This is a genomic window from Streptomyces sp. NPDC089799 (assembly GCF_040684755.1).
Taxonomy (GTDB): domain Bacteria; phylum Actinomycetota; class Actinomycetes; order Streptomycetales; family Streptomycetaceae; genus Streptomyces.
In genome coordinates this window covers 83,046-104,540 of sequence record NZ_JBFBGR010000020.1, presented here as the reverse complement: position 1 = coordinate 104,540, position 21,495 = coordinate 83,046, and the positions used below count along the sequence as shown (strand labels likewise).

Annotated in this window: 15 protein-coding genes; 10 read left to right on the top strand and 5 right to left on the bottom strand. The window is 73.4% G+C overall.

Annotation, left to right across the window (positions count from 1 at the left end):
• Positions 1–191 precede the first annotated feature (191 nt).
• On the bottom strand, positions 192–1,307 hold the full coding sequence (locus AB0O36_RS22325; RefSeq protein ID WP_365113198.1) for a glycosyltransferase family 39 protein: 1,116 nt from the start codon (positions 1,305–1,307) through the stop codon (positions 192–194).
• Between the two features lie 263 nt (positions 1,308–1,570).
• Between AB0O36_RS22325 and AB0O36_RS22320 the strand changes: the two genes are divergently transcribed.
• Both AB0O36_RS22320 and AB0O36_RS22315 read left to right on the top strand, forming a co-directional pair.
• Positions 1,571–3,283, top strand: coding sequence for an MFS transporter (locus AB0O36_RS22320; protein WP_365113196.1), 1,713 nt, complete (start codon positions 1,571–1,573; stop codon positions 3,281–3,283).
• 299 nt (positions 3,284–3,582) lie between these two features.
• On the top strand, positions 3,583–4,749 hold the full coding sequence (locus AB0O36_RS22315) for an acyl-CoA dehydrogenase family protein (RefSeq protein WP_365113193.1): 1,167 nt from the start codon (positions 3,583–3,585) through the stop codon (positions 4,747–4,749).
• An 18-nt stretch (positions 4,750–4,767) separates the two neighbouring features.
• On the opposite strand, the gene sepF is transcribed toward AB0O36_RS22315, so the two are convergent.
• A complete protein-coding gene (sepF, locus tag AB0O36_RS22310; protein ID WP_365113190.1) occupies positions 4,768–5,214 on the bottom strand; it encodes a cell division protein SepF in 447 nt (148 codons plus the stop codon).
• A 287-nt stretch (positions 5,215–5,501) separates the two neighbouring features.
• Here sepF and AB0O36_RS22305 point away from each other — a divergent pair, with 287 nt between their 5' ends.
• From AB0O36_RS22305 to AB0O36_RS22295, 3 genes are all read left to right on the top strand, one after another.
• On the top strand, positions 5,502–6,863 hold the full coding sequence (locus tag AB0O36_RS22305; protein WP_365113188.1) for a DUF5685 family protein: 1,362 nt from the start codon (positions 5,502–5,504) through the stop codon (positions 6,861–6,863).
• A gap of 1,208 nt (positions 6,864–8,071) precedes the next feature.
• Positions 8,072–8,962 (top strand): S1 family peptidase, encoded by an 891-nt coding sequence (locus AB0O36_RS22300; RefSeq protein WP_365113185.1) that lies wholly within the window; start codon positions 8,072–8,074, stop codon positions 8,960–8,962.
• A gap of 105 nt (positions 8,963–9,067) precedes the next feature.
• Positions 9,068–9,547, top strand: a complete 480-nt coding sequence (locus tag AB0O36_RS22295; RefSeq protein ID WP_365113182.1) for a hypothetical protein — start codon at positions 9,068–9,070, stop codon at positions 9,545–9,547.
• Between the two features lie 84 nt (positions 9,548–9,631).
• On the opposite strand, the gene AB0O36_RS22290 is transcribed toward AB0O36_RS22295, so the two are convergent.
• Positions 9,632–10,543, bottom strand: coding sequence for a DUF4231 domain-containing protein (locus AB0O36_RS22290; protein WP_365113179.1), 912 nt, complete (start codon positions 10,541–10,543; stop codon positions 9,632–9,634).
• 111 nt (positions 10,544–10,654) lie between these two features.
• Between AB0O36_RS22290 and fxsA the strand changes: the two genes are divergently transcribed.
• The 5 genes from fxsA to fxsT are packed head-to-tail and all read left to right on the top strand — an operon-like array spanning position 10,655 to position 19,507.
• On the top strand, positions 10,655–10,927 hold the full coding sequence (gene fxsA, locus AB0O36_RS22285) for an FxSxx-COOH cyclophane-containing RiPP peptide (protein ID WP_365113176.1): 273 nt from the start codon (positions 10,655–10,657) through the stop codon (positions 10,925–10,927).
• 29 nt (positions 10,928–10,956) lie between these two features.
• Positions 10,957–13,263, top strand: coding sequence for a radical SAM/SPASM protein FxsB, inactivated metallohydrolase extension form (fxsB, locus tag AB0O36_RS22280; protein WP_365113173.1), 2,307 nt, complete (start codon positions 10,957–10,959; stop codon positions 13,261–13,263).
• Entirely contained in the window at positions 13,260–14,129 is an 870-nt protein-coding gene (locus AB0O36_RS22275) for an AAC(3) family N-acetyltransferase (RefSeq protein ID WP_365113170.1), read from the top strand. The genes fxsB and AB0O36_RS22275 overlap by 4 nt, the downstream gene beginning before the upstream one ends.
• A gap of 40 nt (positions 14,130–14,169) precedes the next feature.
• On the top strand, positions 14,170–15,555 hold the full coding sequence (locus tag AB0O36_RS22270; protein WP_365113167.1) for a TIR-like protein FxsC: 1,386 nt from the start codon (positions 14,170–14,172) through the stop codon (positions 15,553–15,555).
• On the top strand, positions 15,539–19,507 hold the full coding sequence (fxsT, locus tag AB0O36_RS22265) for an FxSxx-COOH system tetratricopeptide repeat protein (protein ID WP_365113164.1): 3,969 nt from the start codon (positions 15,539–15,541) through the stop codon (positions 19,505–19,507). Before AB0O36_RS22270 ends, fxsT begins: the two co-directional genes overlap by 17 nt.
• 171 nt (positions 19,508–19,678) lie before the next feature.
• Here fxsT and AB0O36_RS22260 read toward each other — a convergent pair whose 3' ends face one another.
• The gene (locus AB0O36_RS22260; RefSeq protein ID WP_365113161.1) at positions 19,679–20,578 is read right to left on the bottom strand and encodes an alpha/beta hydrolase; all 900 of its coding nucleotides are present in this window, start codon (positions 20,576–20,578) and stop codon (positions 19,679–19,681) included.
• A gap of 160 nt (positions 20,579–20,738) precedes the next feature.
• Positions 20,739–21,341, bottom strand: a complete 603-nt coding sequence (locus AB0O36_RS22255; RefSeq protein WP_365113158.1) for a TetR/AcrR family transcriptional regulator — start codon at positions 21,339–21,341, stop codon at positions 20,739–20,741.
• Between the last annotated feature and the right edge of the window lie 154 nt (positions 21,342–21,495).

Here is a 21,495-nt window from a genome sequence, read left to right as displayed (position 1 = left end):
GTGGGGAGCCCGCGCGAATCGCGGGGTTTGTGATGACCATGTGATGTGGAGTGGGTCTCAGTCCGGCCTTTATCCCGGGCATTGTTCGGCGTAATCCTGTTCCGGTTCCCGGCCGGGCCTCGTGAATTCCTCCAGAACCCGTCCGGGCTTTATGTGGGAACACCGATTCGAGGCCGGAATTCGGAATTCCGTCAGGGCGGACCGGAACCGTTCAGCCAGAAGGCCCCGTACACCGCCGCGACGGCGGCCGCCGCGCCCAGCCAGGCCACCGCCCGCCCCGTGCCCCCGCGCGCCAGTGCCACTGCGGGCGGCAGCAGCAGCGGGAACGCGGGCAGCAGCAGGCGCGGCTTGGACCCGAAGTACGCCGACGCGCACAGCGCCAGCGCCACCACCACCCCGCAGTACACCAGCAGCGCCACCGGCTGCCGCTGCCGCACGCACAGCCGGTACAGCCACAGCACCAGCAGCACCCCGGCGATCAGCCCCACCCCGGCCGGCCACGCCGCCGAGCCCAGCTTCCCCCCGATGAACCGGGCGAAGGCCAGCCCGCCGTCGAAGCCGTTGCCCCAGCCGCCCTGCACCCGCAGGTAGCCGAGCACCCCCTCACCCGTACGCGCCCCCACCCACAGCACGTACGCCGCCGCGCCCGCCGGAGCCACCAGCGCCCCCGCCGCCGTACGCCAGGACGCCTCGCCGCGCCGCGCGGCCAGGGCCGCCGCCACCCACAGCGCGGCCACCACCGCCACGCCCACCGGACGGGTCAGCCCGGCCGCCGCCGCGAGCAGGCCCGCGGTGATCCAGTGGCCGCGCAGCACCCCGTACAGCGACCACGCCGCCAGCGCCGTGAACAGCGCCTCGCTGTAGGCCATGGACTGGACGATCCCGACCGGCAGCGCCGCCCAGGCAGCCGCCGCGCACACCCCCGCCCGCCGGCCGTACAGGAGATCGGCGATCGCGAAGATCCCCCACGCCGCCGCGAGACCCGCGAGCGCGGAGACCAGCAGGCCCGCCGAGCCGTACGACAGCCCGGTCACCGCCGAGACGGCCCGCTCCAGCCACGGCAGCAGCGGGAAGAACGCCAGGTTCGAATGGACGTCGCCGTTCGGCAGCACCACCTCGTACCCGTAGCCGTCGGCGGCGATCCGCGCGTACCAGAGGGAGTCCCACCGGGCCGAGAGCAGGGTGTGCGGGCTGCTGCCCGCCACCGCACCCCACACCCCGAGCACCACCAGCCCCAGGACCCGGACGGCGGCGTAGGCGAGCAGCGCGGGCGCGGCCCGGCGAACGGCAAGATCTTCCACAGGCATGATTATCGGTGGTACCGGCACGGCACCCGGGAGCAGAACCACGGGCCGTGACCAGGCGTGTACGCGGAGGGGAGGCGAGTGGCGCACGCCACACGCCGGGGGTCGCCGGGGTGAGAGCTTGACCACGTGACCCCTGACCGAACTCGCGTACGCTGGCCGTTCACTCGCGTGTCGATGCCGGGCCCCGTCAACCAAGCCGCCCACCCGCGGCACGTCACGACGCTGGTCCACCGAACGCGAGGGATCACCTGGGAGGTACATGCATGTCCGGACCGAAGGCCCGGCAGCGTCTGACCGCAGTGGCGGACGGAGCCAATCGCTGGGTGGTCCTGGCGGTCCTGTGCATCAGCCTGGTCCTCGTCGCCCTCGACGCGACGATCCTGCACGTCGCCGTCCCCTCCGTCACCGAGGACCTGCGCCCCGGTTCGATCGAGCTGCTGTGGATCGTCGACGCCTACCCGCTGGTGTGCGCCTCGCTGCTGATCCTCTTCGGCACCCTCGGCGACCGCGTCGGGCGGCGCCGCATCCTGCTCCTCGGCTACGGCCTCTTCGGCGTGGCCTCGGCGACGGCCGCACTGGCCGACAACGCCCAGGTGCTGATCGCGGCGCGGGCCCTGCTCGGCGTCGGCGGCGCGATGATCATGCCCGCCACCCTGTCCATACTCCGGCAGGTCTTCCCGGACCGTAAGGAACGCGCCCTGGCGATCGGCATCTGGACCGGGGTCGCCGCGATCGGCGCGGCCAGCGGACCGGTGCTCGGCGGCTTCCTGATCCAGCACTTCTGGTGGGGCTCGGTCTTCCTCATCAACATCCCGCTGATGGCCCTGATCCTGCCGCTCGGCCGGTGGCTGCTGCCGGAATCGCGCGGCGCGGCCGACGGGCCGTGGGACGTGGTCGGCGCGCTGATGGCCGCGGCCGGCGTGCTGGGCGTGGTGCTCGGCGTGAAGCGGGCCGGCGCCGACCGGGAGCTCCTCGACCCCCAGGCATTCGTGCCGCTGCTCCTCGGGGCGGTGCTGCTGGTGCTGTTCGTACGCCGCCAGCGGCGCCGGACGCACCCGCTCATCGACATGCGGATGTTCTCCCGCGCCACCTTCACCACCTCGGTGGGCTGCATCGTGCTCGCCATGCTGGCGCTGGTCGGCCTGGAGCTCATCGCCGTCCAGTACCTGCAGCTGGTGCTGCACCTGTCCCCGCTGGAGACCGGCCTGCGGCTGCTGCCGCTGACCTTCGCGGCCATGGCGGCCGGCGGCACCGGCTCGTACACGCTGCACCGCATCGGGCCGCGGGCGATGGTCTCGCTGGGCTTCCTGCTCACCGCCCTGGCCGTGCTGATGCTGACCCTGATGGGCGAGCACGACCGGCCGCTGCTGCTCACCGTGGGCTTCGTGCTGCTCGGTTTCGGCCTGCAGACCACGCTGTTCGCGGCCTACGAATCGATGCTGAGCGAGGCTCCGGCGGAGACGGCCGGCGGCGCGGCCGCGATCGGCGAGACCTCCTACCAGCTGGGTGCCGGCATGGGCATCGCGCTGCTCGGCAGCGTGATGAACGCGGCGTACGCGCCGGGGCTGGCGCACGTGGCGGGGGTGCCGGCGGCGGACTCGGCGGGTGCGGCGAACTCGCTGGGCGAGGCGTACCAGATCGCGTCCGCGCTGGGCGGGCCGGCGGGGGACGCGCTGTACGCGGCGGCTCGGGTGTCGTTCGTGCACGGGCTGCACGTCACGCTGCTGGTGAGTGCGGGGCTGCTGCTCGCCGGGGCGGTCATGGCACTGAAGCTGCCGCGGCTCATGGACTGCGGCTCGGCGGAGCCGGCCGAGACCGGCCGCGCCTCTGCGCTCGCGCCTGCCCCTGACTCCGCCTCGGCTTCCGCCGCAGGCACCGAGCCGGCCGATGCCCCGGCCCCGGCCGGCGCGGCCCGGGTCCACATCCCGGCCCCGGCCAAGTCGGACGCCGACGCGGCCCTCAGCCGCCCCGCCTGACCGCTGCGCGGAGCCTTTCCCCCACCCCACCCCTTCCCGGAACCGGGGCTGTGCCCCGGACCCCTCGGGGCTGCGCCTCGGGTTCGCCGGCCGTGTGGGCAGGCGTGCCGTCGCCTGCCCACACCGGAGATGGCAGCCACACCGGGTGCGGGTGTCCCGTGCGACCGTCCCGCCGGGGCCCGGGCACCCGTCCCGACCGGGGGACGATTGCCCGCGCGGGGAGCGCGGGTTAGCGTCGGCGCGGAAAAACTCGCAGTGCAAGGTTCCGCACAACCCCGCACCCCGCCGGAGGCGACACCGTGTTCGTGCCCACCGATCCGCTCGGAATCGACGAGCTGCTCAGCCCCGAGGACCTCGCCATCCGCGACAGCGTCCGCGGCTGGGCCGCGGACCGCGTGCTGCCGCACGTCGCCGAGTGGTACGAGACGGGCGAGCTCCCCGTCATCCGGGAGCTCGCCCGGGAGCTCGGCGCGCTCGGCGCGCTCGGCATGTCCCTGGAGGGCTACGGATGCGCCGGCGCCAGCGCCGTGCAGTACGGCCTGGCCTGCCTGGAGCTGGAGGCCGCCGACTCCGGCATCCGCTCCCTGGTCTCCGTACAGGGCTCCCTCGCCATGTACGCCATCCACCGCCACGGCTCCGAGGAGCAGAAGCAGCGCTGGCTGCCCGGCATGGCCGCCGGCGAGCTCATCGGCTGCTTCGGGCTGACCGAGCCCGACGTCGGCTCGGACCCCGCCGCGATGCGCACGTACGCCAAGCGCGACGGCACCGACTGGGTGCTGAACGGGCGCAAGATGTGGATCACCAACGGCTCGGTGGCCGCCGTCGCCGTGGTCTGGGCGCAGACCGACGAGGGGATCCGCGGGTTCGCCGTACCCACCGACACCCCCGGCTTCTCCGCGCCGGAGATCAAGCACAAGTGGTCCCTGCGGGCCAGCGTGACCAGCGAGCTGGTGATGGACGACGTACGGCTGCCGGCCGACGCCGTGCTCCCCGGCGTCACCGGGCTGAAGGGCCCGCTCGGCTGTCTGAGCCACGCCCGCTACGGGATCGTCTGGGGCTCCATGGGCGCCGCCCGCGCCAGTTTCGAGGCGGCGCTCGACTACGCGCGGACCCGGGAGCAGTTCGGCCGCCCGATCGGCGGCTTCCAGCTCACCCAGGCCAAGCTCTCGGACATGGCGCTGGAGCTGCACAAGGGGATCCTGCTCGCCCACCACCTGGGACGCAGGATGGACGCCGGCACGCTCCGCCCGGAGCAGGTCAGCTTCGGGAAGCTCAACAACGTCCGCGAGGCCATCGAGATCTGCCGCACCGCGCGCACGATCCTCGGTGCGAACGGGATCAGCCTGGAGTACCCCGTCATGCGGCACGCGACCAACCTGGAGTCGGTGCTCACCTACGAGGGCACCGTGGAGATGCACCAGCTGGTCCTGGGCAAGGCACTCACCGGGCTCGACGCCTTCCGGTGAGTCGGGTGAGCGCCCCGCTCAGCTCTGGTTGAAGAAGCCTCCGGTGGAGCGGCCGCCCGGCTCACCGCTCACGATCTGGGTGTCGGCCGGGGTCAGCAGGAAGACCCTGGTCGCCACCCGCTCGATCGAGCCCCGCAGGCCGAAGGTCAGGCCGGCCGCGAAGTCGACCACGCGCTTGGCGTCGGCCGGGTCCATCGAGGACAGGTTCACGATCACCGGGACGCCCTCGCGGAACAGCTCGCCGATGCCGCGCGCGTCACGGAAGCCGTCCGGGGTGACCGTGGCGATCCGCCGGCCCATCTCGACGGCCGAGTCCGACGCCACCTTCACCCGGGGGTCGGTGACCCACTGGTCGCCGGCGTGCGGACCCTGCGAAGCCTCCGTGTACTCGTCGTCGTAGTAGCGCTCGTCGTCGCTGTCCTCGACGAGACCGAGCCAGGCACTCGCCTTGCGCACCGAACCCATGGGACGCCTCCTTTCACCGCGGCTGTCGTTTGTGTCATCTCCGCAATCCCTATGGTCGTCCATGATGCTGACAACGCGCCAAGTGGATAGCCGCCGCGCAGGAGTTTCGTGACGGTACTGGTGCAGAACATCCGGTACATGCTCAGGGTTCAAGGGAGCTACCGCTGCTGTCTGAGTGAAAATACGACCACTGCCTCCGTCCGGGTGGCCACAGGGGGCGTACGGGTGAAGGCACTGGCTGGATACGATGCCCCGGAAACGGACGCGCAACACCCGGGGGACCCACTTTGTTCGGCATCGTCAGACCTTGTACGCATCGGCTCGGCGAGCGCTTCAAAACGGAGTGGATGGCCCATCTCTGCGGGCTCTGCCTGGCACTTCGGGGCGAACACGGACAGGCGTCCCGGATCGTCACCAACTACGACGGTCTGCTGGTCTCCGTTCTGACGGAGGCTCAGTCGGGTCCGGTCGCCGGGGCCCGGCGCACCGCCGGACCCTGCCCGCTGCGCGGCATGCGCACCGCCCCCGTGGCCAACGGCGAGGGCGCCCGGCTCGCCGCGGCCGTCTCGCTGGTGCTGGCCTCCGCCAAGGTGCGCGACCACGTGGCCGACCGGGACGGGCTGTTGGCGCGGGCGCCGATCGCCGCCGCGGCGCGCCGGGTGGCTCGCGGCTGGGACCGGGCCGGAGCCCGGACCGGGGCCTCGCTCGGCTTCGACACCGCCGTGCTCGTCGACGCCGTGGACCGGCAGACCGGCATCGAGGCCCTGGCCGGCCTCGGCACGCCGCTGCTCGTGGTGACCGAGCCGACGGAGACCGCGACCGCCGCCGCCTTCGCCCATACCGCCACGCTGGCGGGCCGGCCGGGCAACGCCCCCGCGCTGGCCGAGGCCGGACGCTACTTCGGACGGCTCGCGCACCTCCTCGACGCCGTCGAGGACCTGGAGAAGGACCGTTTCGCCGGCGCCTGGAACCCCCTCGAAGCCACCGGCACGCCGCTCACCGAAGCCCGGCGGCTCTGCGACGACGCACTGCGGGGCATCCGGCTGGCGCTGCGCGACGCCGAATTCGCGGACGGCGGCCTGGCCCACCGGCTGCTGGTGCACGAGCTCCGCAGCTCGGTCGACCGCGCCTTCGGCACGAGCTCGTGCGGCCACGCCGCGTCGCACTCGGCGCAGGGGCCGTACGGCGGCAACCCCGCGGCCGGTCCCGGTCCGTACGGCGGCCCCGGTCCGTACGCCGGCCAGGGCGGCCAGAACCCGTACGGGCAGAACCCGTACGGCCAGAATCCCCATGGCCAGAACCCCTACGGCGGCAGCCCGTACGGCGGCGCACCCGGCGGACCGGGCGGCGGCATGCCCCCGGGCGGCGGCATGCCCCCGGGCGGCGGCATGCCGCCGGGCGGGCCCGGTCTTCCCCCGCAGCGCCCCCGGCGCGGACTGATCGCGGGCTGCGCCGTGTTCACCGGGCTGTTCTGCACCTGCCAGATGTGCTGCACGGAGTACGAGGGCCCGTGGAGCCGGAAGCGTCGCGACCCCCTGTGCGATGTGTGCGAATGCTGCGACGGGTGCGACTGCTGCAGCAATTGCTGCGGGGACGACGGCTGCTGCAGCGGCTGCGACTGCTGCGACTGCGACTGCGGGTGCAGCTGACCCCCTATGCGGCTCACCTCCCGATACAGCTGATCTCCCGGCCCGGCTGATCTCCCGACACGGCTGATTCCCCGTCACCCGGACGGCTCCCGGGCCGGATCCGCCGCGCACCGCGTTCCCGCTCCGCCCCGACACCCCCGGACGGCGTACCCCGGTATGGCCGGGTGTTCCCGTGGGGAAGGGGTGAGCAGCATGAGCGACGACGCAGCCGCGGTCCGGCAACGGCGGCACGGACACCGGGGGCGTGGGCCCGCCCGGGCGGACACCGTGTCCGCCCCGTGCGGCCCCCTCGCCCCCTCCGGCACGCTTCCCCCGGCTCCGTCCGGGGGCACCCCCAGGCCATCCGGCCACCCTGGACGTCGAATTCGGGCCGTTCCCGGGCAGCGTCGCGGGGGCGCGGGCGTGGTGGTGCCCACCGCCACCGCCGGCGGCGGCCTCCACCCGGACGGTGAACCCCCCGCCCGAGGCGCCGTGCCCGGCGACGGCGCGGGCGCCTCGGCCCGCACCCGCCGTGCGGCCGGCCGGCTCCGGTTGCCCGTGCTCCGCCGTCGAGGGGTACGGGCGGTCGGGGTTTCCGGCCCCGGGCCGGCGGCCCGCCGCGCCCGCAGCGGGACCGGGGCCCTCCCGTGCGGTCCCGGACCGCGGCCGTCTCCGGCCGGGCACGTCGCGTCCGTACCGGGCGGACCGGACCGTGCAGGTGGAGGAGCGGAGGAGCGGGGACGGCGGAGGGGCAGCGGTCCGGTCCCGGACCCGGTCGGCGGGCCGGCCCCCGTCCGCCGGGGGCCGGAGGCGGCCTCCGGCCGGTGGCGGGCGGGCGGGAGGGCGATCCGCGGGCCGCATCCGGCACCCCGGTCGGCTGCGGGTCCGGCTCCCCCTTCCGCTTCCAGCCGCCGGCACACCCGCCGCAGACGGCTCCATCGGCTCCATCGGTGCCACCGGCACCGCCGGCCTCCACCCGGCCCGGCTCCCGCCCCACCCCTCCGGTCCCACCCCGAGCACCCCTCGCCGCCGTCCGGCGGCACACCGCCGCGTACGGCGGCCTGGGGCGGCCCGAGGCCGAATCCAGCCCTTGCCGACGGCTGACGGAGGACATGACACTCCCGAGCAGCGCTTGTCAGGACACGGCCAATCCCCTGCATCCGAGGGTCCGCCAAGCGCGCCTGACTGCGCCTCACCGAACCCCCACACCCCCCACGGGAGGACGAGAAGTGAGGATCAAGCGCATCACCCCCACCCGGGCGGCCGCGATCGCGGCGGGCCTGGCCGCCGTGGCAGCGCTCGCCGTGCCCGCCGCGGCGGCCACCGCCGACGACACCCCCTCCGGCGGCTACGGCGCCGACCGCCTCGCCGCGGCCGACGCCTCCGTGCTGCGCGCAGATGTCGCGGGCACCGCCTGGCACACCGACCCGGCCACCGGCACCCTGGTGGTCACCGCCGACTCCACGGTCAGCGCCGCCGACATCGCCAGGATCAAGAAGGAAGCGGGCCGCGACGCCGGGGCCCTGCGCATCGAGCGCACCCCCGGCAAGCTCAGCAAGCTGCTCTCCGGCGGCGACGCCATCTACACCAGCGGCTGGCGCTGTTCGGCCGGCTTCAACGTGCGCAGCGGCTCCACCTACTACGTGCTGACGGCCGGCCACTGCACCGACGGTGCCGGGACCTGGTACACGAACTCCGCCCGGACCACCGCCATCGGGCCCACCGTCGGATCCAGCTTCCCGAACAACGACTACGGCCTCATCCGGTACGACAACGCCTCGCTCGCCCACCCGGGCACCGTGGGCAGCCAGGACATCACCTCGGCCGCCAACGCCACCGTGGGCATGTCGGTGACCAGGCGGGGCTCCACCACCGGCATCCACGGCGGCCAGGTGACCGGTCTGAACGCCACCGTGAACTACGGCGGCGGGGACATCGTCTACGGCATGATCCGCACCAACGTGTGCGCCGAACCCGGGGACAGCGGCGGCCCGCTGTACTCGGGCAGCCGGGCGGTCGGCCTGACCTCCGGCGGCAGCGGCAACTGCACCAGCGGCGGGACGACCTTCTTCCAGCCGGTCACCGAGGCGCTCAGCGCCTACGGAGTGAGCGTCTACTGACCCCCGCCGGTCCCGGCTGATCCCGCGCGCCCCTGCGGCCCCCTGGACGTCCCCCCGCCTTCTGGGAGGATGTCCGGGGGTACACGCGGAGTCGGGGGGAATGCGATGAAGCGCATCGGGGTGACCGGACACCGGTCGATCCCTGCCGAGGTGCTCGGCCATGTCCAGGACCGGCTCCGGGCGGTGCTCGCCGGGCACCGCGGGCCGCTGGAGGCGCTCTCCAGCCTGGCCGAGGGAGCGGACCAGATCTTCGCGGCCATCGCCCTGGAATGCGGGGCGGACCTCACGGTGGTGATCCCCAGCGAGGACTACGAGGACGCCTTCGAGGACGCCGAATCGCTGGCCGGGTACCACCGGCTGAAGCAGCGGGCGGACCGCGAGGTCCGCATGGACTTCGCCCATTCGACGGACGAGGCCTACTACGCGGCCGGCACCTACATCGCGGACTGCTGTGACCGGCTGGTCGCCGTCTGGGACGGCCTGCCGGCCCGCGGCCGGGGCGGCACGGGCGACATCGTGGCCTACGCGCGCGGGCTCGGGAAGCCGGTCACCGTCATCTGGCGGGCCGGCGCGGTCCGCGACTGACCGCCCACCCGTACAGCCGATGTGCGACGGTGAAGGAGCCCTCATGGAGTGGGGAGTGAGGGTTCATCAGAAAATGTCGATACGTCAATTGCTGTGCCGTGCCAGCCAGTCGGTGTGCTGCGGGGAGACGTACCGCTCGGTCTCGTAGACCGCCGAGGGCCACTGGTGCTCGGTGATGGTCGTCTGCATCACCACCATCATCGCCGCGAGGTCCTGCTCGACGAGGGTGTGCGCCTCGATCAGCGGGTGGTGCCGGCGGACCTCGTTCCAGGCGATGTCGGCCGTCGCGGCCGCGCTGACCAGGCCGGTGAGCCGGGCCGCCGGTCCCGTGCCGAAGGCCCCGAGCGCCGCGAACATCAGCCCCAGGCAGGTCAGCAGGACGATGCTCCACGACCACAGGGAGGTGGCCCGGCGGGACACCTCGGTCCGGCGCCGGTACCAGTTGCGCTGCTCGATCAGCCGGTCCCGGACGTACGTCTCCCTGCGCGCCCGGTAGTCCAGGTTCCGTAACGCCCGCATGGCGCCGGTGATTTCACCGCCCTGCGGCACCAGGCCGGCCGCCCTGGGGTCCTCCCAGCCCATCTTCACCAGCTCCGCCAGACCCGACTCCAGCCGTGCGCGGTAGGTCTGTTCGGCGTCCTTTGGTCCGGCGTCGTCCGGTCCGGGGCCGAAGGGCGCGCCGTGCACCGCGTACCGCCAGGCGAGCGACTTGATGAACTCCGCGGCGCTGCGGTTGAGTTGCCACTGGGGCCGGGCCCGGCGCCGGGTCGCCCGTACGCCCACCAGGAGGACCCCGGCGTACGCCAGCGCGCTGAGCGCACCGCCGAGCCGGACGGAGCCCAAGCCCGGTCCGGAAGGGAGCGCGGCCGCGGCCGCGGCGAGGACGAGGAGCAGCAGCTGGGCCCGCGTGGCCTGCGTGGACTCGCGCTGGCGGGAGATCGCGGCCCGGTCGGTGTGGTGGAAGAGAGCGGGAAGATCCTGGTTCCGGAACGTCACGCCGCCCGGTGATCCGGATGCGGAGAAATCCTTCACAGCGACCCCCCTAGTCGGCTGCTCGGGCGCCAACCCTCTTGCTCACTCATTCGATGGAACGCGTGACCGGCCCTCATGTCTCGGTTGCCAATAGGGCGTGGAAGAGTAAAGTCCACGCTTGACACTAGCGCGTCGCTGTTGTCATTTCCATGCCCATTCCACATGGCCTCACCCCAGGACGGAACCGTGAAGACTTCCGCAACTCCTCCGACCAGCGCACAGACCCGTCGTGTCCCGCTCGGGGAGATCGACGTGCGCAGTGCTTCCGCGGCTTCCGCGCTCGCCCGGGTGCTTCCGTCGGAATCCGGCCGTCCTGTTTCCGCGCCGATCTTCAACTCCGCGCTCTGACACCGGAGTAACCGCTCTAGACTGGTGGAATGACCGGCCTGATCGCCTTTCGCGAGATCGTCCTGAAGGTTCACAGCAGATGCGATCTTGCTTGTGATCATTGCTATGTCTATGAACACGCAGATCAGAGCTGGCGAGCCCGGCCGAAGGTGATCTCCCCGGAAGTCGTTTCCCGGACCGCGTCGCGGCTCGCCGACCATGCCCGTGACCATGACCTCCCCTCCGTCACGGTGATCCTCCACGGAGGGGAACCCCTGCTGGCCGGGCCGGCCCGACTCCGCCTGGTCTGCGAGGAATTCACCCGGGCCCTCGCCGGGACCGCCGCCCTGGACCTGCGGATCCACACCAACGGGCTCCAGCTGAACACCCGTTACCTCGACCTCTTCGCCGAGTTCGGCGTCCGCGTCGGGGTCTCCCTCGACGGCGACCGCGCCGCCAACGACCGGCACCGCCGCTTCGCCGACGGCCGCACCAGCCACCCCCTGGTCCTCAAGGCCGTCGAACTGCTCCGGTCCCGGCCCTACCGCCATCTGTACCAGGGCCTGCTCTGCACCGTGGACGTGGAGAACGACCCCGTCGCCGTCCTCGACGCTCTGGTCGAACTGGCGCCCCCGCGAGTGGACTTCCTGCTCCCGCACGCCACCTGGGACACCCCTCCGGCCCGCCCCGACGGTACCCGCGACAGCTACGCCCGGTGGCTGCTGGCGGTCTTCGACCACTGGGAGCGGCTCGGCCGCCCGGTGCCGGTCCGGCTGTTCTCCTCCCTGCTCAGCACCCTCGCGGGCGGCCCCAGCCTCACCGAGTCCCTGGGCCTGGCCCCCACCGACCTGGTGGTGGTCGAGACCGACGGCGCGCTGGAGCAGGTGGACTCCCTCAAGAGCGCCTACGACGGGGCCGCCGCCACCGGGTTCAACGTCTTCGACCACGCCTTCGACCGGGTCGCGGCCCATCCGGGAGTGCGGGCCCGGCAGCTCGGGCTGGCCGGGGTCAGCGCCGAATGCCGCCGCTGCCCCGCCGTACGCTCGTGCGGCGGAGGCCTCTACACCCACCGCCACCGGTCCGGCAGCGGCTTCGACAACCCCTCCGTCTACTGCGCCGACCTGCGGGAACTCGTCGACGGGGTGGAGAGCCGGACGGCCGTCCCCACCCCCTCCCCGGCCGCCCTCGACGCCGCCCAGCAGGACCTGACCAGGACCCTGCTGGCCCGGCTGCACGCCGACCTGGCGGGGCGGGAGGACTGGGACCGGGCCTGGGCGCGGGTGGTCGCGGTGGAGGCGGCCGGGGAGGCCGGCGCGGCCGCGCTGGACACCGTGCTGGCGCATCCGTACACGCGGAGCTGGGTGCTGGCCGCGCTGGAGGCCCTCCGCGAGGGCGAGGGCCGCCGGCACCGCGCGCGCGGGCCGGCCGGCCCGGCGGGCCCTGAGCGGCCGCCGTGGCCGCAGCGGGCGGACCCGCCCGAGGCCGCCCGGCGGCTGGCCGCGCTGGCCGCCGCAGCCGTGCTGCGCGGCGGGCTGGACGGCCCGGCCGAAGTGCCCTACCGGGACGGCGAGGTGTACCTGCCGACCCTGGGCCTGCTGCGGCTCGGCGAACCCGGCACCGAGGGCCGGGCCGCGCTCGGCGTGACGGACGACGGCTTCCTCGTACGGGACGGCCGGTCCGAGCACCGCTTCGGACCCTCGGCCGGGGACTCGCGCTGGGAGCCCGTACGGAGCTGGCTGCCCGGCCCGGACGGGCCGGCCGTGGCGCTGGACGACCTGGACCCCTACCGCACCTGCTTCGCCCGGCCCCCGCGGCTGCGGCTGGGCGCCGGCGAGGCCGAGGAGTGGATCCGCCGGCTCGACGCCGCCACGGCCCTGCTGCACCGCAGCGTCCCGGACCCGGCCCGGGCCGCCCTCGCCGGCCTGACCACCCTCACCCCGCTGGCGGGCGGGCCCCGGGCGGGCGGCTGGGGCGAGGCCGGACGGCACGGGCCCGGAGCCCTCGGCCTGCCCTACGCCGCCGGGGTCAGGGACACCGCCCTGGCCCTGCTGACCGGCCGGCGCCGGGCCCGGCTGCGCTCGCTGACCGAAGTGGCCGACCTGTACGCGCTGGACGGGGCCTGGAGCCACCCCTCGCCCTGGCGCCGCCGGCCGGTGCCGGTCTCCCGGCTGCTGGCCGACGTACACGAGCGCGTGGCCGTCGAGGCGTACCGGCGGGCCACCACCGGAGGGGAGCCGGGGGAGGCGGAGGAGATCCGCCGCGCCCTGGACCGGCTCGCCGGGGCGGCGGAACTGACCGCTGCCGGACGGCGGCTGGTCGAGGAGATGCGCTGGGAACTCAAGGCGGTGGAGGCGTGACACCTGCCCCCGGGACCTCCGGGGGCTCCCCGGGCCCCGGGGCCCCGGGGGAAGGCGCCGGGCGCGGGCCCGGGCCGGGGCCCGGAGGTCCCGGGCGCGGACCCGGGGCGCTGGCCCTGGCGGTGCGGCTGCGGCTGGCCGGGGTGCGCCCCGGGGCCCGGCTGCTGGTGCACGCCGCGCTCGGCGGCACCGGCCTGGACGCGCAGACCCTCCGGGAGGCGCTGACCGGGGTGCTCGGCCCGCGCGGCACCCTGGTCGTACCGGCCTTCACCGCGGAGAACTCCATCACCTCGGACGCCCATCTGGCCCGTATCGAGGGGATGACGGGGGAGGAGGTACGGCTCTTCCGGGAACGGATGCCGGGCTTCCACCCGGAGCGCACCCCCAGCAGCCGGATGGGTGCGCTGGCCGAGGCGGTCCGGACGGCCCCCGGTGCCTTCCGCAGCGCCCACCCGCAGACCTCCTTCGCGGCGCTCGGCCGGGACGCCGGGCGGCTCTGCGCGGAACACCGGATTTCCTGTCATCTGGGAGAGGACTCACCGCTGGGGTCCCTGTGCTGGGAGGGAGGTCAGGTACTCATGATCAATGTGGGATTCGAAGTCTGCACCGCCTTCCACCTCGCGGAGTACCGAATTCCCAAGCCCCCCTTGCGGATGTACGCGTGCGTGGTGAACCTACCGGGGGGTGATCAATGGACCGAGTTCGAGGACGTGGCGCTCGACGACAGTGATTTCGGGCAGATCGGCAAGGAGTTCCCGGAATCCCTGGTGCGCCGGGGGCGGGTGGGCGGTGCGGACACCATGCTTTTCTCGCTCCATGACGCGGTCGAGCACGCCCTGGCCTGGATGGCCGAAAACAGACGCTGATTGACTGAACCATGAGGGGATGTGGTGGAGCTGCTCCGGAATGATGTTTCTTCGCTCGCATCTTCGGGACGGGGGTCATGTGCCCGCATCTGTGCAGCCGTACTTCTTTCTCAGTTATGCGCACACGCCGAGATTCGGGGCCGGGGGGCCCGACCCCGACATGTGGGTGGAACGCCTCTTCCGTGATCTCTCCAGCCATGTGATGGCGCTGACCGACCTCCCGGCCGGATCCGACGCCGGATTCATGGACCGCGAGATACGCAGCGGCGAGGGCTGGTCGGAACGCCTCGGCGCGGCCCTCGCCACCTGCCGGGTGTTCGTGCCACTCTTCTCCCCGCGCTACTTCGCCAGCCAGATGTGCGGCAAGGAGTGGTTCGCCTTCGCCACCCGGACCATCCGGCACGGCGCGGTCAACAACGAACCCGCCGAGGCGATCGTGCCCGCCCTCTGGGTCCCCGTACCGCCGTCCCAACTGCCCGGCCCAGCAGAGCGGTTGCAGTTCAACCACAACACCTTCGGCGACCGCTACGTCACCGACGGCCTCTACGGGCTGATCAAACTCCGCGGCTACGCCGAGCAGTACGAGCGGGCGGTCTACGAACTCGCCAAACGCATCGTGCGCGTCGCCGAATCCGTCCGCCTCGACGTCAGCCGGCCACTGGACTACCGGGTGGTCCCCAGCGCCTTCGGCACCCCCGGCGGATCCGCCAAGTCCCTCCAGGTCACCGTGGCCGCCGGCTCCCGCTTCGACCAGCCGGAAGGCCGCAGCACCGAGTACTACGGCGACAGCGCCGTGGACTGGAACCCCTACCACCCGGTCGCGCAACGGCCCGTCGCCTACGTCGCCGAGGACCTGGTCCGCAACCTCAACTACCGCACCACGATGGCCTCCTTCGACGACGAGGCCGGGCACTTCGACAGCAAACAGCCGCCGGCCCGCCCCGAGATCCTGATCATCGACCGCTGGGCGCTCGCCGACGAGCACCGGCGGCAGCGGCTGGCCGCCTTCGACCAGGACCCCCGGCCCTGGGTCAGCGTGGTCGTCCCCTGGAACCGCTACGACCACCAGAGCCGGGCCCAGGAGACCGAACTGGTCCGGCAGCTGGAGGAGACCATGCCGGTCACCATGAGCCGCGCCCGGATCGCCTGCCGGGCCGCCGCCAACGGCGTCGCCAACCTCGAAACCCTCGGCCAGATCCTGCCGCAGGTGGTCGAGGCCGCCGCCCAGCAGTACCTCAGACACGCCCAGGTGTATCCGCCGGCCCGCCGGGCCCACACCGAACGCCCGCGGCTGCACGGGCCGATGGGAACGGACGGGCCGCCCGCACCGCCACCGCCGCGAGCGCCGTTCCCGCCCGACGCCGGGCACGGCACCGACGCACTGACCCACACGGACCGGGGGGACACGGATGACAGCCAGTCGTGACGGACGGATCGTCACCTTCTACTCGTACAAGGGCGGCACCGGCCGCACCATGGCCCTCGCCAACACGGCCTGGATCCTCGCCGCCAACGGCAAACGGGTCCTCGCCCTCGACTGGGACCTGGAGGCGCCCGGCCTGCACCGCTTCTTCCACCCCTTCCTGGACCCCTCCACCCTGGGCGCCACCACCGGCGTCATCGACCTGATCAGCGAATACGCCTGGGCCGCCACCCGGCCCGACCCGCGCCCCGACGACTGGCACAAGGACTACGCGCGGATCCAGCCGCACGCCGTCTCCCTCACCCCCGAGAACCTCGGCTGGGAGTTCCCCGACGGCGGCACCCTGGACTTCGTCTCGGCCGGCCGGCAGAACCGCGAGTACTCCGCCACCGTGTCCACCTTCGACTGGGACAACTTCTACGACCGGCTCGGCGGCGGCCTGTTCTTCGACGCCCTCCGCGAGGACATGAAGCGGAACTACGACTACGTCCTCATCGACAGCCGGACCGGCCTCTCCGACATCGCCGACATCTGCACCGTCCACCTCCCCGACGTCCTGGTCGACTGCTTCACCCTCTCCGACCAGTCCATCGACGGCGCCGCCTCCGTCGCCCGGCAGATCGACGAACGCTTCGGCGACCGCGGCATCAGGATCTACCCCGTCCCGATGCGCATCGACGAGGGCGAGAAGGAGAAGGCCGACGCCGGACGCGCCCTGGCCCGGCTCAAGTTCGACCGCTTCCCGACCGGCCTGGCCGGCGACGAGGCCACCGCCTACTGGGGCGCGGTGGAGATCCCCTACCGTCCTTACTACGCCTACGAGGAGACCCTCGCCACCTTCGGCGACGAGGCCGGCCTCACCAACTCCCTGCTCTCCGCCTTCGAACGGCTCACCGCCGTGGTCACCGGGGGAGAGATCACCGCCATGCCCGCCATCGGCGAGGAGGTCCGGCTCCGCATCCGGGACGCCTTCACCCGCCGGCGCCCCGCCCTGCCCGCCGACCTGTTCCTCTCCTACGTCGCCGAGAACCGGATGTGGGCCGACTGGATCGAGACCGTGCTCACCCGCGCCGGGTTCCGGGTGGTGCCCCGCGACGTCTCCGCCGAACGCCCCGCGAACACGGCACCCGGCGACACCCTCGGCGGATCCGGGTTCAGCATCGACACCGCCGCCCGCACCGTCTTCCTGCTGTCCGGCGCCTACCTGAAGTCCGCCCGCGCCGTCGACGTGTGGGAGCGGGCCGCCGCCGAGGACCCCACCGGCGGCCGCCGCCAGCTGGTCGCGCTCCGGGTGGGCGACGTACGCCTCTCCGCGCCCTACATCGACCGCAACCCGGTGGACCTGTTCCGGCTGGACGAGGTGCACGCCACCGCCGCCCTGCTGCGGGCCGTCGAACGGCCGCTCGCCCTGATCGACGGCAGCGCCGGCGCCTCCGGGCCCGGCCCCCGCTTCCCCGGCACCGTCCCCAAGATCTGGAACGCCCCGCCCCGGAACCCCGGCTTCACCGGCCGGTCCATGGTCCTGGAACGGATGCGCGACCAGCTCGGCGGCGGCGTGGCCGTGGTGCTGCCCCAGCCGCAGACCCTGTTCGGGCTCGGCGGCGTCGGCAAGACCCAGGTGGCACTGGAGTACGTGCACCGCTTCATGGCCGACTACGACCTGGTCTGGTGGATCTCCTCCGAACAGACCGACGACGTGGTCGCCGCCCTCGCCGAACTCGCCGTCCGGCTCGGCGCGCAGACCGGGGAGGACATGGCGGCCGCCTCCCAGGAGGCCATCGACCTGCTGCGGCGCGGGGTGCCCACCTCGCGCTGGCTGCTGGTCTTCGACAACGCCGACGACCCCGAGGCCCTCAAGCGGTTCTTCCCGCCCGGCGGCCCCGGCCACGTCCTGGTCACCTCCCGCAACCAGAGCTGGTCGCAGTACGGGGACGCGCTGCCGGTCGACGTGTTCCTCCGCGAGGAGTCCATCGAGCACCTCCAGCGCCGCGCCCCCGGACTGACCAAGGACGACGCCGAGCAGGTCGCGGTCGCGGTCGGCGACCTCCCGCTCGCCGTGGAACAGGCGGGCGCCTGGATCGCGGAGACCGCCACGCCCGTCGCGGCGTACCTGGAGCAGCTGGCCCAGCAGGCCGCCCGGGTCCTGGCGCTCAACCAGCCGGCCGGCTACCCGGAGCCCGTCGCCGCCACCTGGAACGTGTCCATCGAACGGCTCCAGTCCCGCTCGCCGGCCGCCGTACGGCTGCTCCAGCTCTGCGCCTTCTTCGCGCCCGAGCCGATCTCCGCCAACCTGCTCTACAGCAAGGAGATGATCGAGGCGCTCAAGCCCTACGACGCCTCCCTGCAGGAGAAGCTGGTCCTGGGCCGGGTGATCCGGGAGATCGGCCGGTTCGCCCTGGCCAAGGTCGACCAGGTCAGCAACAGCATCCAGGTGCACCGGCTGGTGCAGGCCGTGATCCGGGCCCAGCTCACCGACGAGGAGCAGCGGGAGGCCCGGCACGTGGTGCACCGCGTCCTCGCGGGCGCCCGGCCGGACGACGACGAGCCGATCGACAACCCGTCGACCTGGCCGCGCTTCAACACCATCTGGCCGCACCTGTCGCCCTCGGAGGCCCGGCTCTGCCACGAGCCGGAGACCCGCCGGCTGCTCATCGACCGGGTGCGCTACCTGTGGAAGCGCGGCGACCTGAAGGCCGCGTTCCAGCTCGGCGAGGAACTGCGCGAGGCATGGCGGGAGAAGCTGGGCAACGACGACCTGCAGTACCTGTACCTGCGCTTCCACCTGTCCAACATCCTGCGCTCGCGCGGCCGGTTCGTGGAGTCCAAGGAGCTCGACGAGGTCACCCTGGAGCGGCAGAAGGAGGTGCTCGGCCCCTCGCACCCGCACACGTACATGACCATGAGCGGGCTCGCGAACACGCTGGCCGCGCTGGGCCAGTACGGCAAGGCGATGGAACTGGCGACGGTCGCGCACGAGGGCTTCAGCCAGATCTTCCACGAGGCCCACCCGCGGACCCTGGCCGCCGCGAACAACCTGGCGCTGAACCTGCGGCTGGTCGGCCAGTACGCGCGGGCCCGGGAGATCGACCAGGAGGTCTACGACCTGCGGACCGAGGTGCTCGGGCCGGAGCACCCGTACACCCTGTCCTCGGCCCAGAACCTGGCGCGGGACCTGCGGGAGGTCGGCCGGTACGAGGACTCGGTGCAGCTGCTCAGCCGGGCGTACGAGACCTACAAGGCCACGCTCGGCCGGGCCTTCCCCGGCACCCTGTCGGCGGCGAAGAACCTGGCGGTGTCGCTGCGCCGGGCCGGACAGCTGGAGGACGCGCTCCGGCTGACCACGGCCACCCGGGCCCGCTACCGGGAGAAGTACACCTCGGTCAACCCGGACCTGCTGGCCTGCGACCTGAACCTGGCCGCGGACCTGTTCGCGACGGGGGACCCGGGCCGGGCGCGGGACGTGGCGCAGGAGGTCGTCGACGAGTACGTGAAGGTGCCGGGCGAGCGGCACCCGTACACCCTGGCCGCGGTCAACAACCTGGCGGTGTTCCACTGGGGCACGGGTGCGGCGGAGACCGCGGAGCCGATGCTGCGGCAGACGATCCGGGCCATGCAGGACGTGCTGGGGGACAACCACCCGCACACCGTGTTCGCGCACCTGAACCTGGCGAACGCGCGGGCCGACCTGGGTGATCCGGAGGGCGCGCTGGAACTGGAGCGGATCGCCGTGCTCCGGCTCCGTGACGCCCTGGGGGCGCACCACCCGGAGACGCTGGCGAGCGCCTCCAACATGGCGGTCAGCCTGGACTCGCTGGGGCGGAAGGAGGAGGCCGCCAGGCTCCGCGCGGAGTCGGTGCACGAACTGACCCGGCTGCTGGGCGAGGACCACAACCTCGTCCGGTACGCGCGCGACGGGCGGCGCGTGCACCGCGACCTGGAGCCGCTGGCGGTGTAGCGGCCGGGCGGGGGCCATGGCGGGGCCGCGCCGGGCCCGCGCCGGGGCCGCCGCGCCCGGCCCATGCCGGGCCCATGCCGGGCCCATGCCGGGCCCATGCCGGGCCATGCCGGGCCATGCCGGGCCATGCCGGGTCCACGCCGGGTCCGCTCCCGGTCCGGCGTGGGCCCGTCAGGCCGGGAGCTGGTGCTGCGGGGGCACGGCGAGCCCGTGCAGCAGCCAGGTCAGGATGGTGGGCAGGGCGCCGAAGGCGGCGAAGTGGGCCGCGTGGGGGTCGAAGCGGGCGGTGGCGCCCGGTATGCGGCGGGCGAGCCAGCGGGAGTGTCCGATCGGGGAGAAGACGTCCTTCTCCCCGTGCCAGAGCAGCACCGGGCAGCGGATGACGGCCGGGTCGAACCCCCAGGGGCTGCACAGGGCGATCGCGTCGTCGATCCAGCCGTACGCGGAAGTGCGCAGCCCCTCGCGGAAGTTGCGCTCCAGCATCCGGCGCAGGCCGGCGTCGGAGACGATCATCCTGTCGTGGTCGGTGAGTTCGCGGCGGAGTTCCTCCAGGAGCCGGCCCGGGTCCTTGCGGATGCCGGCCGCGCGGGGGATGAGGCGGGCGGCCAGTTCCTCCGGGTCCAGGGAGGCGGTGGTGTACTCGCGCACGTTCGAGTCGGTCATGCCCTCGAACCAGTCGAGGCCGTCCGCGTCCCAGGGGGCCAGCCCGACCAGGGCGGCGGCCCGGGTGACCCGCTCGGGGAGCAGGGCGGCGCAGGCCAGCGCGTGCGGGGCGCCGCCGGAGCGGCCGGCGACGGCGAAGGTGTCCAGGTGCAGGGCGTCGGCGATGGCGGCCACGTCCCGGGCGACGTCGGCGACGGTGCGGCCGGGCAGGCGGTCGGAGCCGCCGTATCCGGGCCGGTCGTAGGCGATGAGCTGCATCCGGCGCTGGTAGAGGACCATGCCCCGGGGGGCGGGGCCCAGCCGGCTGCCGGGGGTGCCGTGGAGCAGGAACACCGGGCGCCCGGACGGGTCCCCGAACCGTTCCACCATGAGCTGCCGCCCGTCGGCGGCGCGTAGCCGGTGACGCACGCGCTCCCTCCTCCGTGGTAGACGCCACGTCACGGTGATTGTCCTCGTCAGCGGGGGAGCGCGGTAGGGCGCACTTCGCGGTGACGGAGGGGCGGTCCGGCCGGTGCGCGCGGGGCGGGGACGCTCGGGGGTGTGCGATCGGGCGGGGCGCCGCGGACGCTCAGAGGTGTGGGATCAGGCGGGTCGCCGCGGACGCCGCCTGGGTGACCGCCGTCGCCCGGTCGGCGCCGCGCTGGCCCAGCGCCACCCGGGTGCTCAGCCCGTCGAGCAGGGCCAGCAGTTCGGAGGCCCGGGCGGGCACGTCCATGGGCGCGAACCGGCCCTGCTCCACGCCCCTGGCCAGCAGCGCCTCCAGGTCGCGCTGCCAGCCGAGGTCGATCTCCTCCTGGGCGGCGCGCAGTGCGGCGTTGGACGCCGTACGCGCCCACAGCTCGATCCACAGCATCCAGCGCGGGTCGCGGGGGCCGGACGGCAGGTACAACTCGGTGAACAGCACGAGTTTGCGCGGTGCGGTCACCCGGCGGGACAGCAGGGCGGCCCGCTCCCGGTCGAGCAGGGCCTCGCTCCAGCGCAGCGCCTCCAGCAGCAGCCGGTCCTTGCTGCCGAAGTAGTACAGGATGTGGCCGCCGCTGGTGCCGAGGCGCTCGGCGAGCGCGGACATGGTCAGTGCCGCGAGGCCGTCCTCGGCGATCGCCGCCATGGCCTCTTCCAGCATCCGCTCCTGGGCGATCCGCCCGTCGCTCCGCCGTGCCGCTCCTGCCACCGCTCCAGCCCTCCCGGTCCAGCCCTCCGCCTCTCCCCGCCGACCTTATCCCGGACAGGGTCTTGACGGCCGGGCGCCCCACCCCTCATCTTGAATGCCATTCAAGAACTTAGAACGGCGTTCAAGATCGATTCCCTTTCGAGACCAGTTCCGT

Bases quoted from the DNA above. Each gene is read 5' to 3' on its own strand.
- AB0O36_RS22325 (WP_365113198.1), bottom strand. From the start codon at position 1,307: ATGCCTGTGGAAGATCTTGCCGTTCGCCGGGCCGCGCCCGCGCTGCTC.
- AB0O36_RS22320 (WP_365113196.1), top strand. From the start codon at position 1,571: ATGTCCGGACCGAAGGCCCGGCAGCGTCTGACCGCAGTGGCGGACGGA.
- sepF (WP_365113190.1), bottom strand. From the start codon at position 5,214: ATGGGTTCGGTGCGCAAGGCGAGTGCCTGGCTCGGTCTCGTCGAGGAC.
- AB0O36_RS22295 (WP_365113182.1), top strand. From the start codon at position 9,068: ATGAAGCGCATCGGGGTGACCGGACACCGGTCGATCCCTGCCGAGGTG.
- fxsA (WP_365113176.1), top strand. From the start codon at position 10,655: ATGTCTCGGTTGCCAATAGGGCGTGGAAGAGTAAAGTCCACGCTTGAC.
- fxsB (WP_365113173.1), top strand. From the start codon at position 10,957: ATGACCGGCCTGATCGCCTTTCGCGAGATCGTCCTGAAGGTTCACAGC.
- AB0O36_RS22270 (WP_365113167.1), top strand. From the start codon at position 14,170: ATGATGTTTCTTCGCTCGCATCTTCGGGACGGGGGTCATGTGCCCGCA.
- fxsT (WP_365113164.1), top strand. From the start codon at position 15,539: ATGACAGCCAGTCGTGACGGACGGATCGTCACCTTCTACTCGTACAAG.